The sequence below is a fragment of the Neorhizobium huautlense genome, assembly GCF_030811685.1.
GTDB classification, from domain to species: domain Bacteria; phylum Pseudomonadota; class Alphaproteobacteria; order Rhizobiales; family Rhizobiaceae; genus Neorhizobium; species Neorhizobium huautlense_A.
The window spans coordinates 75,879-90,602 of the sequence record NZ_JAUSRF010000023.1 but is presented as its reverse complement, the minus strand read 5'-3'; the positions used below and the strand labels follow the sequence as shown (position 1 = coordinate 90,602).

At 60.0% G+C, this 14,724-nt stretch carries 17 protein-coding genes and 1 tRNA gene; 9 read left to right on the top strand and 9 right to left on the bottom strand.

All coding sequences use genetic code 11. The features are described from left to right. Nucleotides 1-141: 141 nt before the first annotated feature. On the bottom strand, nt 142-666 hold the full coding sequence (locus J2T09_RS24725; RefSeq protein ID WP_306839629.1) for an outer membrane protein assembly factor BamE: 525 nt from the start codon (nt 664-666) through the stop codon (nt 142-144). Nucleotides 667-895: 229 nt separating this feature from the next. Here J2T09_RS24725 and J2T09_RS24720 point away from each other — a divergent pair, with 229 nt between their 5' ends. The 8 genes from J2T09_RS24720 to J2T09_RS24685 all read left to right on the top strand — a co-directional run bounded on the left by J2T09_RS24720 (nt 896) and on the right by J2T09_RS24685 (nt 6,457). After that, nucleotides 896-1,441, top strand: a complete 546-nt coding sequence (locus J2T09_RS24720) for a ubiquinol-cytochrome C chaperone family protein (protein WP_306839628.1) — start codon at nt 896-898, stop codon at nt 1,439-1,441. Continuing rightward, nucleotides 1,441-2,007 (top strand): YceD family protein, encoded by a 567-nt coding sequence (locus J2T09_RS24715; protein ID WP_306839639.1) that lies wholly within the window; start codon nt 1,441-1,443, stop codon nt 2,005-2,007. The genes J2T09_RS24720 and J2T09_RS24715 overlap by 1 nt, the downstream gene beginning before the upstream one ends. Nucleotides 2,008-2,103: 96 nt before the next feature. Then, nucleotides 2,104-3,153 (top strand): phosphate acyltransferase PlsX, encoded by a 1,050-nt coding sequence (gene plsX / locus J2T09_RS24710; protein WP_306839626.1) that lies wholly within the window; start codon nt 2,104-2,106, stop codon nt 3,151-3,153. A gap of 16 nt (nt 3,154-3,169) precedes the next feature. After that, on the top strand, nt 3,170-4,141 hold the full coding sequence (locus tag J2T09_RS24705; RefSeq protein WP_306839624.1) for a beta-ketoacyl-ACP synthase III: 972 nt from the start codon (nt 3,170-3,172) through the stop codon (nt 4,139-4,141). 153 nt (nt 4,142-4,294) lie between these two features. Next, nucleotides 4,295-4,633 carry an integration host factor subunit alpha gene (locus J2T09_RS24700; protein ID WP_112728403.1) on the top strand — a complete coding sequence of 113 codons (339 nt, stop codon included), beginning with the start codon at nt 4,295-4,297 and terminating at the stop codon, nt 4,631-4,633. A gap of 140 nt (nt 4,634-4,773) precedes the next feature. Next, entirely contained in the window at nt 4,774-5,310 is a 537-nt protein-coding gene (locus J2T09_RS24695) for a MerR family transcriptional regulator (RefSeq protein WP_306839621.1), read from the top strand. Nucleotides 5,311-5,465: 155 nt separating this feature from the next. Further along, nucleotides 5,466-5,939 carry a BA14K family protein gene (locus J2T09_RS24690; protein ID WP_306839619.1) on the top strand — a complete coding sequence of 158 codons (474 nt, stop codon included), beginning with the start codon at nt 5,466-5,468 and terminating at the stop codon, nt 5,937-5,939. Nucleotides 5,940-6,145: 206 nt separating this feature from the next. After that, a complete protein-coding gene (locus J2T09_RS24685) occupies nt 6,146-6,457 on the top strand; it encodes a hypothetical protein (RefSeq protein ID WP_306839617.1) in 312 nt (103 codons plus the stop codon). Nucleotides 6,458-6,623: 166 nt separating this feature from the next. On the opposite strand, the gene J2T09_RS24680 is transcribed toward J2T09_RS24685, so the two are convergent. The 8 genes from J2T09_RS24680 to J2T09_RS24645 all read right to left on the bottom strand — a co-directional run bounded on the left by J2T09_RS24680 (nt 6,624) and on the right by J2T09_RS24645 (nt 12,327). Next, nucleotides 6,624-6,700 (bottom strand) — tRNA-Pro (locus tag J2T09_RS24680). An 80-nt stretch (nt 6,701-6,780) separates the two neighbouring features. Beyond that, nucleotides 6,781-6,969 (bottom strand): hypothetical protein, encoded by a 189-nt coding sequence (locus tag J2T09_RS24675; protein WP_306839615.1) that lies wholly within the window; start codon nt 6,967-6,969, stop codon nt 6,781-6,783. A 118-nt stretch (nt 6,970-7,087) separates the two neighbouring features. Next, nucleotides 7,088-7,237 (bottom strand): hypothetical protein, encoded by a 150-nt coding sequence (locus J2T09_RS24670; RefSeq protein WP_306839614.1) that lies wholly within the window; start codon nt 7,235-7,237, stop codon nt 7,088-7,090. A gap of 122 nt (nt 7,238-7,359) precedes the next feature. Next, nucleotides 7,360-7,617 carry a DNA-binding protein gene (locus tag J2T09_RS24665; protein WP_306839612.1) on the bottom strand — a complete coding sequence of 86 codons (258 nt, stop codon included), beginning with the start codon at nt 7,615-7,617 and terminating at the stop codon, nt 7,360-7,362. Between the two features lie 84 nt (nt 7,618-7,701). Then, nucleotides 7,702-8,985: an O-antigen ligase family protein gene (locus tag J2T09_RS24660; protein ID WP_306839610.1), complete on the bottom strand. Its 1,284-nt coding sequence runs from the start codon at nt 8,983-8,985 to the stop codon at nt 7,702-7,704. Then, entirely contained in the window at nt 8,982-10,523 is a 1,542-nt protein-coding gene (locus J2T09_RS24655; protein ID WP_306839638.1) for an undecaprenyl-phosphate glucose phosphotransferase, read from the bottom strand. The genes J2T09_RS24660 and J2T09_RS24655 overlap by 4 nt, the downstream gene beginning before the upstream one ends. A gap of 60 nt (nt 10,524-10,583) precedes the next feature. Continuing rightward, nucleotides 10,584-11,738 (bottom strand): glycosyltransferase family 4 protein, encoded by a 1,155-nt coding sequence (locus J2T09_RS24650; protein WP_306839608.1) that lies wholly within the window; start codon nt 11,736-11,738, stop codon nt 10,584-10,586. 10 nt (nt 11,739-11,748) lie between these two features. Next, nucleotides 11,749-12,327, bottom strand: a complete 579-nt coding sequence (locus tag J2T09_RS24645) for a polysaccharide biosynthesis/export family protein (RefSeq protein WP_306839607.1) — start codon at nt 12,325-12,327, stop codon at nt 11,749-11,751. A gap of 210 nt (nt 12,328-12,537) precedes the next feature. Between J2T09_RS24645 and J2T09_RS24640 the strand changes: the two genes are divergently transcribed. Beyond that, nucleotides 12,538-14,724: a GumC family protein gene (locus tag J2T09_RS24640; protein WP_306839605.1), complete on the top strand. Its 2,187-nt coding sequence runs from the start codon at nt 12,538-12,540 to the stop codon at nt 14,722-14,724.

Below are 14,724 nucleotides of genomic sequence, written 5' to 3'. Positions count from 1 at the left end.
AGAGCCGTCTGTTCGGGAGCAGGTTTCTTCAACATGACCCAGTGAATCACAAAACCCCTGGACCAGCCAGGGGTTTGTCAGCAGTCTGAGCCCGCGAGACCAGAGGTTTCGCGGGCTTTCTCCATGAATGGATAGAATGTCTTATGGCTGTGCGTTCTGGAACATCTGGCGAGCCGCAGCGGCAGCGGCACCCGGGCCGGAACCGCCCGACAGCAGCTGCTGCAGGAAGGTGAGGTCCTTGCCTCCCGTCGGCGTGGTGCGCGAGATCGTGTCGAAGACCTTGCCGTCCTGCAGCGTATAGCTGGCGCGGCGATCGACGACACCATCCTTGTTGAAATAGACGGCAACGACGGTCTGCTCGACGACACGCGGCTTCATGAAGGCGGCGCTGCGGCGGCGAACCTGTGAGATGTAATAGAACACTTCGTTGTCGAAGGTTGCCGTGGTCGAGGGCGTACCCATGCTGAGGATGACCTGCTCGCGGCTGGAACCGACCGGAATGAGATCGAGCGCCTGCTTGTCGACGACATAACCGCTATAGATCGTATCGCCGATACCCGTGGTGCAGCCGGAAAGGCCGAGCGTTGCGATGACGAGCGCGATTGCGGTCTTGTTCATCAGTTTCATGTCGGCCCCGTAAACGCGCTTCTTCACACCAGTCCTCATGTCTTCCACCTCGCCGCAAACCGGCACCCCTGCTACACACAGCATTGTGGCGATTCCGCGAACATCATCAGAAAGCTGATGATCCACGGCCACTTGGGCACCGCTTTGCCGCGTTCCGCTGAACGGCGTTGCAATTCGTGCCTGCTTCGGTAAACCAGCTTTCGTTTGCATGCAACACGGCCGCCATAAGGACGGTCGCTTTTGCTGGCGATGTTTGACGGGATTTCTCATGTTTTTCGGTCTGTTCGGCAAAAAGAACCAGAACCGCGCGATTGTCGACCGGCAATATGCGACGCTGACGGCAATGGCGCGCGAGCCGTATTTCTATACCGATCTCGGTGTTCCGGACACGGTCATGGGCCGGTTCGAAATGCTGTCGATCGTGATGATCCTGTTCTTTCGGCGTACCCGCACCTCGCCGCGCAGCGGTCAGGAAATTGCGCAGGAAATCGTCGATGCCTTCTTTCAGGATATCGATCATTCCATCCGCGAGCTCGGTATCGGCGACCAGGGCGTGCCCAAACGCATGAAAAAACTGGCCGGCATGTTTTATGGCCGTCTCGAGACCTATGCGGCTGCCATCGACGCAAAAGACGAGGTGGCATTGGCGGAAGCGCTGAGACGGAATATATACCCGGAAAAGCAGGAGGGCATACCAGCCCTCGATGGTCTGGCGCGCTGGATGAACGCGGCCGATGCCGACCTTGCTGCACTGGATGAAGACAATATTTCCCGAGGTGCCGCGCAATTGCGCAAGCCGGGAAGCGAGGCATGATGCAGAACGATATTCACGAAGAGAAACCAGCGTTTTCCTATTGCGTCAAGGTTGGCCATGTCTCTACAAATGCCTTCACGGTCAAGGCTGAGGCAGACAACCGCGAACTGGCGGAACTCGCCAAGGTGTGGAAGGTCGTATCGGTCGAAGCGCTTTCTGCCGATTTGCAGATCAATCGCTGGAAGCGAGACGGTATACGCGTCAAGGGCAAGGTGATCGCCAGGCTGACGCAGGAATGCGTCGTGACGCTTGACCCGATCGAAACCAGGATCGAGGAAGAATTCGAGCAGATCTTCGTGCCGGAAGGCTCCAAGCTTGCACGTGTGGTTACCGGTTCGGCGGCCGAGATGGTGCTTGATCCCGATGGTCCGGATCTGCCGGAAACCTTTGCCGGCGATACGCTCGATGTCGGCCCTATCATCAGCGAGTTCGTGGCGCTGGCAATCGACCCTTATCCGCGCAAGGCCGGGGCGGAATTTGCCGATCATATCGAGATGGACGATGAACAGGCAGCGAAGCGTCCATCCCCCTTTGCAGCGCTGAAAGACTGGAAAAGCGGGCAGTAGCGTTTCGCTTTCGTCATAATTGAGTTGTATGCGGTCCGAAAAACATTATTTTGGCCGCGATTTCGCCTGAGGCGAAACAGAAGGAAAAGAACCAGCGTGATCAGAATCTCTATCGATGCCATGGGTGGCGATGCCGGACCTGCGGTCGTCATACCAGGCGCCGCCAAAGCGCTTGAGCGTCATCCCGATGCGACGTTTCTGATCTTCGGCCAGAAGGATGTCTGCGAGCCTCTGCTCGCCCAGTATCCCAAGCTGCGCGAAAAATCGGTCTTCCATCACTGTGATGTCGCGGTCGGCATGGACGAAAAGCCGTCCGCCGCACTGCGCCGTGGTCGTAACGTCTCCAGCATGTGGCGCGCCATCAATGCCGTGAAGCAGGGAGAGGCGGATGTCGCCGTTTCCGCCGGCAATACCGGCGCGCTGATGGCGATGGCCAAGCTTTGCCTGCGCATGCTCGACGGCGTCGATCGTCCTGCCATCGCCGGCATCTGGCCAACTTTGCGCGGCGAAAGCATCGTGCTCGATATCGGCGCCACCATCGGTGCCGATGCCCAGCAGCTTCTGGATTTCTCCGTCATGGGCGGCGCCATGGCACGTGCCCTGTTCGAGATCGAGCGCCCGACCGTTGGTCTGCTCAATGTCGGCGTTGAGGAAGTCAAGGGTCAGGAAGAGGTCAAGGAAGCCGGCCGCCTGATTCGCGAAGCGAATTTTTCCACCATCGATTATCGTGGTTTCGTCGAAGGCAATGATATCGGCAAGGGCACGGTGGACGTTGTTGTCACCGAAGGCTTTACCGGCAATATCGCGCTGAAGACGGCAGAAGGCACCGCCCGCCAGATCGCCGAACTCCTGCGCGCCGCCATGTCGCGCACGCTGCTTGCCAAGATCGGCTATCTGTTCGCCAAGGGCGCGTTCGACGCCCTGCGGGAAAAGATGGACCCGCGCAAGGTGAACGGCGGCGTTTTCCTTGGCCTGAACGGCATCGTCATCAAAAGCCATGGCGGCACCGATGCGGTCGGTTATGCCGCCGCAATCGACGTCGGTTACGACATGGTTCGCAATGCGCTGAACGAAAAGATCGCGCATGACTTGAAAACATATCACGCCAACCATGAGCCCAATCAGGGCCCTGAAGAAGCGGCGTGAGGACAGGACAAAAAGCATGATCCGTTCAGTAGTACGCGGTTTCGGGGCAGCGCTTCCGAAACGGGTTGTCACCAATGCCGAAATGGAAGGCATGGTCGAGACGTCGGACGAGTGGATCGTCCAGCGCACCGGCATCAAGCAGCGTTACATCGCCGGCGAAGGCGAAACGACGGCCTCGCTCGGCGAAGCCGCTGCCCGCGCCGCTCTCGAGCGCGCCGGCCTGACGGCAGACGATATCGATCTGGTCATCGTCGCCACCTCGACGCCGGACAACACCTTTCCGGCCACCGCCGTCAATATTCAGCACCGTCTCGGCATGACCAAGGGGTATGCCTTTGACGTGCAGGCTGTCTGTACCGGCTTCGTTTACGCCATGGCAACGGCGGATGCGCATCTGCGCGCCGGTCTTGCCAGGCGCGCGCTTGTCATCGGTGCCGAAACGTTTTCGCGTATTCTCGACTGGAACGACCGCACCACCTGCGTGCTGTTCGGTGATGGTGCCGGCGCGCTCGTCATCGAAGCGCAGGAAGGCGAGGGCGCCATTTCCGATCGCGGCGTGCTGACCGCGCATCTGCGCTCGGACGGTTCGCACAAGGACAAGCTTTATGTCGATGGCGGTGTGTCCTCGACCGGCACTGTCGGCCACCTGCGCATGGAAGGTCGCGAAGTCTTCAAATATGCGGTCGGCATGATCACCGATGTCATCGAAGCCGCCTTCGAGGCCACCGGCACGACAGCGGAAACGCTCGACTGGCTGGTGCCGCACCAGGCCAATCGCCGCATCATCGATGGTTCGGCCAAGAAGCTCGGCATTCCGGGTGAAAAGGTTGTCGTCACCGTCGACATGCACGGCAACACCTCGGCAGCCTCCATCCCGCTGGCACTGTCCGTTGCTGCCGGCGATGGCCGCATCAAGCAAGGCGATCTCGTCATGCTGGAAGCCATGGGTGGCGGCTTCACCTGGGGTGCGCTTCTCGTGCGCTGGTAATCCGCAAACACTGCCCCATATCCGGTAACGGAAACGGGAAGTGTCTTGTTCAGGCGGCGGATAAGCGAATGGAAGCAGACGCTTGACCGCCGCCGCCAAGAAACATAAGCTCCCTTCTGCTTTGATAACAATAATTTCTGATGGGCGGGGGTCATGGCCGGTAAGACAGTGACGCGAGCAGATTTGGCGGAGTCGGTATTTCGCAAGGTCGGGCTTTCTCGAACGGAATCCGCTGAACTTGTCGAAACCGTCATCGACGAAATCTGCAATGCGATCGTGCGTGGGGAGATGGTAAAACTCTCGTCCTTCGCCACCTTCCAGGTCCGAGCCAAGAATGAACGTATCGGCCGTAACCCGAAGACGGGTGAAGAAGTGCCGATCTCGCCGCGGCGCGTGATGACCTTCAAGGCATCGAATGTGCTTAAGCAGCGCATCCTGAAGGCTCACACCCAGCGCAAGAACAAACAGAAGCCTGCCAACCCGGCAGCCTGACGGCTGGCAGGTTTTCAGCATCTCCTGTGGCAAACGTGGTCGGGCGCTTGAAACCGGGCGCCCGAACCGTTGATATATGATGCATTGTGAATCTGCCGCTGAGCCTGATGGGCATGCGGCACGCCTGCGGAGACGAGCCCTTGGACAAGAGCCCTGATGCATTTCGCACCATCAGCGAAGTTGCGGACGATCTCGACCTGCCGCAGCACGTGCTGCGGTTCTGGGAAACCCGCTTTCCGCAGATCAAGCCGATGAAGCGTGGCGGCGGCCGTCGTTATTACCGGCCGGACGATATCGATCTGCTCAAGGGCATCCGCCATCTGCTGTATGATCACGGCTACACGATCAAGGGCGTCCAGAAGCTTCTGAAGACCAATGGCAACAAGTTCGTTGCCGCCATCGCGTCCGGCGATCTCGCCACGATGGAGGCGATCATGGCGGCCAACAGCGAAAAACCGTCGGTCGAGCCGCGTGTCGCCAACCCGGACGAAGACCAGATCGTCGGCCGCCCCAAGGCAAAGCCAAGCGGTCGTTTCTTCGGTTTCGGCGGGGGAGGCGACGATACGCCGGAAATCTCTGTCGGCAAAAGTTCCGTCGGCAAGGAAGATCGCGCACTTTTGCAGGAAGCACTGTTCGACCTGCTCGAATGCAAGCGTCTGCTCGATCAGGTCCGCTGAACGATCGCGGGTATATTTACCTTGCTATCTGTAGTCTAAATTCGGGATCACAGAATGTTCCCGGGCCTGTGAACACGTTTTTTTGTCCGTTCACCGCTGGTTCATCGAGAAAAAGAGACCATATCCTCATTAATAGCTAGGTGAGGAAGATCACAATGAAGAAACTCGCGATCATCGCCCTGTCTCTTGCAACGGCATTTATGGGTGTTGCGCCTGCACAGGCATTTCCATCCATCCCATCGGCACCCAAGGTCGAGCAGACGCAGGCCAGCGGTGCGCAGAACGTTCAATATCGCCGTGAATGGCGCCGTGACCGCTGGCGCGGTGGTGACCGCCGTTGGGATCGCAGACGTCATTGGGATCGTGGTCGCTATTATGGTGACCGTCGCTACTATCGCCGCCACCACCGCAACAATGCCGGTGCGGTCATCGGTGGTCTGGCACTGGGCGCCATCGTCGGCGGCGCGATTGCCAACTCGCAGCCGCGTTACGCGCCGGCACCGCGTTACTATCGCGGCTCAAGCTCGCATACGCAGTGGTGCGCCAACCGCTACCGTTCGTATCGCGCATATGACAACACGTTCCAGCCCTATAATGGCCCGCGCCAGCAGTGCTACTCGCCCTATTGAGGCGGGAAATAATCACCCAATACACCTGACGGCTCGCGCAAGCGGGCCGTTTTCCGTTGGTCTCTATCGGGTTTTGCCAACATCGGGTGGCTTCGGCTGCTTCATGTGACCTCCGATCGTACGCTACCGTACAGGAGCGGAACCGGGAGCGGTCTGGCAGGTTCATTTCCCAGGCGGGCAATAATTCCCACAGGAAGGAACACCCAATGATCAAGCTTCTCACAGTCGCAGCGCTTTCGCTCGGTCTCGCAACCTCAGCCATGGCGCAGGGCGCCAGCGGCGGTAGCGGCACGAACGGTAGTGATGGCAGCAACGGCAGCAGCGCAAATTCGGGCGATACCTCTGGCAGCAATTCCGGCAGCGGCTCGAACAGTTCCGGTTCGCAGCAGAATGATCAGACGGGCAGCTCCAATACCGATTGCGGCGCTCCCGGCGGCACGCAGGGCGCAGCGCAGTCGCAGCAGAACAACGGTGGCAGTACGAACCCGAGCGCCGGTAATACCGGCACATCCTGCTGACACGTTGTCATCTGACCAAACGGAAAGGGTGGGAGTTCTTCCCGCCCTTTTTCATGTCCGCGAAGTGCTCCTGGTGCAGGGCAGATGACGCCGCGATACGATACGGCGTGTCTCTTCGCGAGAAAAATCATTCCTGGAAAAATTAAGGAAACTTCAGGGGGATAAATGGTCGGAATGGCGGGATTCGAACCCACGACCCCTTGACCCCCAGTCAAGTGCGCTACCGGGCTGCGCTACATTCCGACCTGCCCCATACGAAGCAGAACCTCCATAGATGCTCGGCACGGTGCGCGCAAGAGCAAATGTCGGAGATTGAAAAGAGTTCAGCGGTAAAGTGGTGCGCGGCTGGCATTCATCAGCAGCTCATGCTCGGAAGCGAACTCTCCGAGCAGGCTCACGAGGCGGTTCTCTTCCTTTTCATCGAGCCGGTAGCGCCTGGCGAATTCGCTGACGTTCCAGACCTTGCGGATGGCGCTTCCTTCGATCGATTGTCCGGAGAGATGTGTGCTCATGAGTTCCCGCTCTTCTTATGATGCTGCGCGGCGTAAACGACGAGCCGCGCATTTTGTTCCGGGACAATAGAGCGTCATCGTAAAATGCCGATGACAGGGATAAGCCGTCAGGCCTATATCAGTTTTCCTGAACCTTCACGCCATCCTGGCCGATGCTGAGCTCGACGCCCTTCGGCTTGCTTTCCTCGTTATAAACATAGGCGCCAAGCCCGACCACGACGACCACGAGTGCGCCGATGATGAGGAAAAGGCCATTATTGCGGGTCATGCAGTTACTCCTTTGGCGCCGGCGCATCAGGGTGGCGGCGGCATGCGTGATACGATTGCCCGCGACAACGACGATCGTGCCAAAATGTTCCAGCAAAAAGGAAAAACCGGTTCAGACGCGCATCAATCGTCGTTGGTGGCGTTGAGGCGTTCAGGCCGCAGGCCTTCATCCGGCTTGCCGCTGCGCAGACGGATGCCGGGGCCGATGGATGCGTCTTCCTGACCGGCGGCAAGGAAAACGATACCACGACTTTCGAGCGCCGATTGCAGTCGGCTGGCAAAAAGGGCGTCGGCAAATGTCTCGCCTTTTTCTGCCTCGTGGATATCGGATGAGGAAAGGCCGGTGAGGGCGGCAAGCTCGTCCACCGTCAGACCGATCATGGCGCGCCCAGCGCGAAGTTGGGATACTGTCAACATCATTGAAAAACTGGAGGCCGCCCGCGTGAAGTCAAGGCCGGACGTGGTTCAGTAATCCAGCAGGGAGCGGTTGGCCGAGGCCGGTGCCGGCTGTACCCGTTTCTCGCGCTCAGTGCGTTGGTGGCGGCTTTCCAGTGCCGCGCAGCCCCAGACGATGCCGAACAGAAGATAGACATGACGCCAGTGATCGATGTCGATGACATTGCCGATCAGCGCATGGCCGGCCACCATCACCCAGGCGATCATCAGGTAAGGTTGCCACGGGCGGTCGCGCAGAAGATTGCGGAAGCCGATGACCAGCGTCCACCAGATCAGGATGATGTAGCAGACGAAACCGAGCCAGCCGTAAGTGGTGAGCGATTTCAGCCAGATATTGTGCTCGTCCTCGCCGAACATTTTTCCGAGCGCCATCGGGCCGAGCCCGAGCGGGTGCTCCATCGACATTAGGAAACCCATCTTGTGGCGCTCGAAACGGCCAAGGCGGGCGCCGTCATATTCCTGCACCAGTTTTGCGCGGCTTTCAAAAAGGTCATAGACCTTTTTCGACTGCATGGCTGCGGCCATGCCGAGCACCATCACCAGAATGGCGGCGATCGACAGCGACAGGATTTTCAGCCGGAACGCGCCGGTGCGTTCCTTCAGCAGCATGATCGCCACCAGCGCGATGGCGGAGAAGGCAAACAGCGCCCAGGCGGCGCGTGAGAAGGACAGGAGAACGCCGAGCGACAGCACCATCAGACCGGCAATGGCCAGCGGCGCTTCCGCAAGCCTGCCGCTCAAAAGGCGATAGATGAGGTAGAGGGCAGGGGGCACCAGATAGGGGCCGAAAACATTGGGATCCTGAAACGCACCCTTGGCGCGGTCATAGAGCGTGAAAACGTCGAAACCCGGTACGGCATGGAAATAGCCGAGAATGCCGAGCATGGACGTGATGACGGCCGCTGCCACCCATGCCTTGAAGATCAGCGCCAGACGGCGGTGCTCCTCCTCGATGATCGCCGCGTAAAAGACCGAGCTCAAGGCGAGGAACAGCGAGACCGCCACATACATAGGCCCGCCGGTCATGTCCTTCATCACGGTCAGCGAAAACATGCCGCCGATATTGAAGAGCAGAAGCAGGATCAGGAGCGGCGCATTGGCGCGCGAGATTTTCAGGCCAAGCAAAAACCAGATGGCGATCTGCGCCGCCATCACCAGTTCATAAGGCGCGGGTTCGGAAATCACGAAGCCGGACAGGAATACGCCAAAAGCCACCATGGCCGAGCCACAGATCCTCAGTGCCGCAAGTTGCGGCCGGAAAGGACGTGCAGGGCTATCGACGATCGTGCTCAATAGGCATTGTCCGTGTTGAGCAGGCGGATCGGCGTCAGGAACAGGATTTTCAGGTCGAACAGGATCGACCAGTTCTCGATATAGTCGAGATCATAATTGATGCGGCCGCGGATCTTTTCGTCCGTGTCGATCTCGCCGCGCAGGCCATTGATCTGCGCCCAGCCGGTCACGCCGGGCTTGACCCTGTGACGAGCGAAATAGCTTTCGACGACGTCGACATATTTGCGGTCGCCGGTTTGCGCCTGTACCGCATGTGGGCGCGGGCCGACCAGCGAGAGATCACCACGCAGCACGTTGAAGAACTGTGGTAGTTCATCGAGCGATGATTTGCGGATGAAGCGGCCGACCCGGGTCACGCGCGCATCGCCCTTGGTGACGGCCAGTTTGGCGCTGGGATCGCTCATATGTGTGTACATCGAGCGGAATTTCAGGACGTTGATGATCTCGTTGTTGAACCCGTGACGCTTCTGCACGAATAGGATCGGGCCGGGCGAGGTGAATTTCACCGCCAGCGCCACGCCCAGCATGACCGGCCACAGAAAGAAAATGGCCAGCAGTGAAAAGAAGATGTCGAAGGCGCGTTTGGCCACCGAATCCCAGTCGCGGATCGGCTTGTCGAAAATGTCGAACATCGGTACCGCGCCGACATGGCTATAGGCACGCGGACGGAAACGCAGGCGGTTGGCATGGGCGGCAAGGCGGATATCGACCGGCAGGACCCACAGCTTGCGGATCAGCTGCAGAATGCGGTCTTCGGCCGTCGGCGGCAATGCGATGATCAGCATGTCGATGCGGGCAAGCCGCGAAAACTCCACCAGTTCGGCAAAGGTGCCGAGTTTCGGATAACCGGCGACGACTTCGGGCGAACGGTCGCTGCCACGGTCGTCAAATATGCCGCAGATGCGGATGTCGTTATCGGGCTGTCGTTCCAGCGCACGCGCCAGTTCCTTGGCGGGCTGGCCACCGCCGACAATGACGGCGCGGCGCTCCATGATGCCGTTGCGCGACCAGTTGCGGATGGCAAAAGCAGTCAGAAAGCGCTCGACAAGCAGGATGATGGCGCCGCCGAGCACCCAGAAAATCAGCCCGGCGATGGTCGGTGCACCGTCGGCGGCAAGCAGCAGGCAGACGCTGATGGTGACGCCGAGCAGCCAGCTGCCGATCAACCGCATGCATGTGCGCGAGGGCGCGCGGATGCTGGGGATCTGATAGGCATCGGCCAGTTGCAGCAGCAGGACCGTCAGAGCGGCACCGGCTCCGATCACCGAAAAGCGGATGGCAAGCGAACGCTCAGTCGGGCCAAAGAACAGTTCGGCCGAAAGGCCGACAGCCAGCATCAGCAGATATTCCAGCAACCGGTACTGGCCGATCAGCATGGAAGGCGAATAGTTTTCGTCGCTGAATTGCTCGGCCACCTGACGGGCCAGCGGATTGAGTTCCACCGGCTGATGCGGATCAGGCGTGGAGGACACGCCATCCGAAACCCGGCGACGTAATGCCTCGATATCGAATTGCTGTTGTTCCTCGAGCTTGCTCATCATGCGCGATCTCGTCCTCACTGACCGGAGGATGTATCACAGCATTCGGTAAGAAATCGTTTAGAGATCGCCGATGCGGCCGGAGAGATCCCGGTAGAGGGCCAGCATCTGGTCGGCCATCGCCGAGGCGGAAAACACCGCCCGGAAGGCATCCGGTCCCGGCATCACGTCTTCCCGCCAGCTCGGATTGGTCATGGCATCGACCATCACATGTGCAAGGTCGGCGGCGTCGCCGGGTATTGCAAGGGCGGCGCTATCGGTGCCAAGGATTTCGGGAATGCCGCCGACACGGGTGGCAATGACGGGCTTTTCGGCAGCGAGCGCCTCGATGACGATATAGGGCATCGCCTCGGCACGCGAGGGCACGACGACATTGCGGGCAAGCGCAAAGGCCTGCCGCGCCGGCATGGCTTCCAGCATGCGGATACGGCGTCCGAGACCGCGTTCGGCCATCATCCGGTGATATCGGTCACGGTCCGGCCCGTCGCCGACCATGACGGCGGACAGCGGATGGCCGACTGCACGTTCAGCCCGGCCAAAGGCATCGATGAACTTGTCGGGTCCCTTCAGATCGCGCAGCATGCCGATATAGAGAAAATCAGCGCAACCCGGCGCCGGTGTGACCGGGCCGAATTCACTGTCGCGCACGCCGTTATAGATGACCTTTGAGCGCGTGGTGATCTTGCCGACCTTGGCCTCATAGGCCTGGCGTTCGAACTCACAAACGAAGACGAGGCTGTCGGTAAGGCGTTCCTGAAGCCGTTCGAGCTTCAGCACCACGCGACCGGACAGTTTTGCCCGGTCGTAATGCAGGCTGCCCCCATGGGGCGAATAGAGGCGGGCTACGCGATACATGTTCACCCGCAGGGCTGAGCCGATGAGCCGTGCCAGAACGCCACCCTTGGCGCCATGACCGTGCAGAACATCCGGCCGCAAGCTCTTGATATGCTTGTAGCTCTTGTAAAGCGCATTCAGGTCCGACGGTGCTACGGAGCGGCGGATCGGAATGCGTATGAGGCCGAGCGAAAGCTGCGGCCTGATGCTGTCGAACAGCCGCTCCTCGTGAGCACCGCCCGTGGAACTGTCGCAGAGAATGCCGACCTCGTGGCCAGCAGCCCGGTGTTCCTCCACCAGATCACGGACATGGCGAAAAATGCCGCCGACCGGTGATCTGAAACAGTGGATGATCCTGAGAGGGCGCGTCCCTGGTGTCATGTCTGAGCGATCAGAAGAGGCGCTCGCGGACATAGATCGTGTCGCCGGCAAGAACGGCGCTGGAGATCGAGGTCCGGCCGGTAATGCTGCGCCCGTTGATCTTGCGGGTCACGTCGATATCGCGCTGATTGCCGCGCGGTGTGAAACCGCCGGCGATGGCGATGGCGTTCTGTGCCGTCATGCCGGGCACATAGGAATACTGGCCGGGACGGCCGACTTCGCCCATCACGAAGACGGGGCGATAACGGTCCATCTCGATCGTCACGTCGGGATCGCGCAGATAACCCTGCTTGAGTTTCGCTGCGATCGCGCCTTCGAGCGCGACCATGGTCTGGCCGCGCGCGGTGACCTGCCCGATCAGCGGGAAGGAGATGTAACCTGCCTGATCGACCGTATAGGTGTTGGACAAGCCGGTCTGCTCGAACACGCTGATGCGTAACCGGTCGCCACTGTCCAGCCGGTAGGGCTGGATCGTTGCTTCCTGGAAACTTTTGGGTGCCGGCTGATAGGTGGAGCAGGCGCCAAGCATCGTTGTCGCGGCAAGCGCTGCGGCCAATGCAATCTTTGATCTCGAACGGGCGAACGACATTTCGCGACAGGGCTCCGGCAGTCAAACTATGCCAATCGTTATCGGTCCATTAGGGTTAATGCATAGTAAAGAGCGGCGGAAATTCGTGTAATGCGGAAGATTTTTGGCGGCTACAACTTCACAGAGTGATGCATTAACGGACGAGTTACCATGATCCTTTAGGTTGGCGGCCTTGTTCCCCATCGGCAGTCCCTGAGTACGGAGTGTGGCATGTCATCAAACAGCAATCAGGACGTGGATATCGACCTCGGGCAGCTGTTTTTGGCCGTCTGGGAGCGCAAGAAGATCATTCTCGCCACAACGGCGCTTGCGGCCGGGCTCGCCTTTGTCGGCTCGAGCCTGATGACACCTGCCTACAAGGCGGAAACGCGGCTGCTGATCGAAAACCGCGCGCCGTCCCTGAACGGCCTGCCGGATCCGGCGGGCGCCAACGATCCGGTTCTCGATGCGCTTAATATCCAGAGCCAGGCACAGCTTCTGCAATCGACCGACCTGATCAAGCAGGTGGCGCGCGAGATGAAGCTGACCGATCGCAAGGAATTCGATCCGGCCGCCCATTCGTCGCTGCCCAATCCTTTGGTCATGTTCGGCCTGCAGCAGAACCCGCTCGATCTGCCGCCGGAAGATCGGGTGATGAAGGCATTCCGCGAAAAGCTGCAGGTCTATCCTGTCGAGGGCTCGCGTGTCATCGCCATCGAGTTCAGTTCGGAAGACGCAAAACTCGCTGCTGCCATTCCCAACCGCATGGCCGAAGTTTATCTGAGCATGCAGAGCGGTGCCAAGCTCGACAGCCATGCGGAAGCTGCCAAATGGCTGGAGCCGGAAATCGCCGCGCTGACCACGCGCGTCAACGAGGCGGAAAAGAAGGTGGCGGATTATCGCTCCTCGTCCGGCCTGTTCCGCACCAGCGATACCAGCAATCTGTCGAGCCAGCAGCTCAACGATATTTCCGCCGAACTGGCGCGGGTGAGGGGTGAGCGCGCCAATGCCGAGGCACGTGCCCAGAACGTCCGCAATGCGCTCGAGGCCGGTCGCCCGTCCGATACGCTGAGTGATGTTGTCGGTTCGGCGATGATCCAGCGGCTGAAGGAAACCGAAGCTGGCCTGCAGGGACAGATTTCCGATCTTTCCACATCGCTGATGGACGGCCATCCGCGCCTCAGAGGTCTGCGCGCCCAACTGACCGGTATTCGTCAGCAGATCCAGACGGAAACGCGAAAAATCCTCGCGAGTATCGAAGGCGAGGCGAATGTGGCGCGACTGCGCGAAACGCAGCTTGTGCAGCAGTTGAACGGTCTGAAAGCCGATTCTGCTCGGGCCGGTGAGGAAGAAGTCGGTCTGCGCGCACTCGAGCGCGAGGCGACCGCCCAACGTCAGCTGCTGGAAACCTATCTGGCCCGTTACCGCGAGGCGACCTCGCGCATCGACCGCAATTCCACGCCGGCCGATGCCCGTGTGATTTCGACGGCAGGAGAGCCGGCCGAACCTTATTTCCCGAAAATCCTGCCGATCACCATTGTCGTGGCTTTGGCAACGCTAGTGATCAGCGCCATCGTCGTGCTGTTGGGGGCGCTGTTCGGCGGCCGTGGTTTGCGGCCCAGCAATGTCGAAATGGTCGAGCCGGTTGCGCAGACCCGCGTCATCGAACCGCCCAAGCCTGTGACGAAACCCGTTGCCGAACCGGTGGCGGTTGTGACGGAAACTGCGGAAAAGACCGTAAGTGTTGCCGACGCAGCGAACACCCCGGTCGAAGCGGTTGTCGCCAGTGAAGTGGTGAAGGCGCAGGATGACGCCTTCAGCATCGAGGCCGTGCGCGATTACATCATCGGCAAAAAGGTGCAGATGGCCGTTGCCGTATCGCCGGGTGGTGATGAGGGCTCCACCGCGACCGTCATGCTGGCGCGCGAACTCGCCGAAGCCGGACGCACCGTGGTTCTGGTCGATATGACCGGTTCATCCTGCCCGACGAAGCTGATGGCAAGCGGCAAGTCCCTGCCGGGCATTACCGATCTTCTGACCGGTGCGGCCGCCTTCGCCGATACCATCCATCCCGACCGCCTGTCCGATGCCCATATCGTGCCGCGTGGCAAGGCCGACGGCGCGGCGGCCATGCGTGGTGCCGATCGTCTGGGCATGATCATCGATGGCCTTGCCAGCGCTTACGATGTGGTTCTGGTGGAATGCGGTCCCGCCGGCATCGCCAATCTCGCGCGGCTGACGCGTGGCACCGATGCCGACATCGTCATCTCCGCTCCGGGTTTTGATGAAAAGCGCCTCGCTGAAACGGCAGAAGTGTTCGAGACCGCCGGTTATCGTAACCTGATGATCATGGCCGGGACCTCGCTGACGCCACCAACCAACCGCGACAGCGCCGGCAAGCCTCGCCGGGCAGCGTAA

Bases quoted from the DNA above. Each gene is read 5' to 3' on its own strand.
- J2T09_RS24665 (WP_306839612.1), bottom strand. From the start codon at position 7,617: ATGATCGGTCTGACGGTGGACGAGCTTGCCGCCCTCACCGGCCTTTCC.
- J2T09_RS24675 (WP_306839615.1), bottom strand. From the start codon at position 6,969: ATGAGCACACATCTCTCCGGACAATCGATCGAAGGAAGCGCCATCCGC.
- J2T09_RS24650 (WP_306839608.1), bottom strand. From the start codon at position 11,738: ATGACACCAGGGACGCGCCCTCTCAGGATCATCCACTGTTTCAGATCA.
- J2T09_RS24645 (WP_306839607.1), bottom strand. From the start codon at position 12,327: ATGTCGTTCGCCCGTTCGAGATCAAAGATTGCATTGGCCGCAGCGCTT.
- J2T09_RS24720 (WP_306839628.1), top strand. From the start codon at position 896: ATGTTTTTCGGTCTGTTCGGCAAAAAGAACCAGAACCGCGCGATTGTC.
- J2T09_RS24715 (WP_306839639.1), top strand. From the start codon at position 1,441: ATGCAGAACGATATTCACGAAGAGAAACCAGCGTTTTCCTATTGCGTC.
- J2T09_RS24655 (WP_306839638.1), bottom strand. From the start codon at position 10,523: ATGAGCAAGCTCGAGGAACAACAGCAATTCGATATCGAGGCATTACGT.
- J2T09_RS24705 (WP_306839624.1), top strand. From the start codon at position 3,170: ATGATCCGTTCAGTAGTACGCGGTTTCGGGGCAGCGCTTCCGAAACGG.
- J2T09_RS24685 (WP_306839617.1), top strand. From the start codon at position 6,146: ATGATCAAGCTTCTCACAGTCGCAGCGCTTTCGCTCGGTCTCGCAACC.
- J2T09_RS24670 (WP_306839614.1), bottom strand. From the start codon at position 7,237: ATGACCCGCAATAATGGCCTTTTCCTCATCATCGGCGCACTCGTGGTC.
- J2T09_RS24700 (WP_112728403.1), top strand. From the start codon at position 4,295: ATGGCCGGTAAGACAGTGACGCGAGCAGATTTGGCGGAGTCGGTATTT.
- J2T09_RS24725 (WP_306839629.1), bottom strand. From the start codon at position 666: ATGAGGACTGGTGTGAAGAAGCGCGTTTACGGGGCCGACATGAAACTG.
- J2T09_RS24640 (WP_306839605.1), top strand. From the start codon at position 12,538: ATGTCATCAAACAGCAATCAGGACGTGGATATCGACCTCGGGCAGCTG.
- J2T09_RS24690 (WP_306839619.1), top strand. From the start codon at position 5,466: ATGAAGAAACTCGCGATCATCGCCCTGTCTCTTGCAACGGCATTTATG.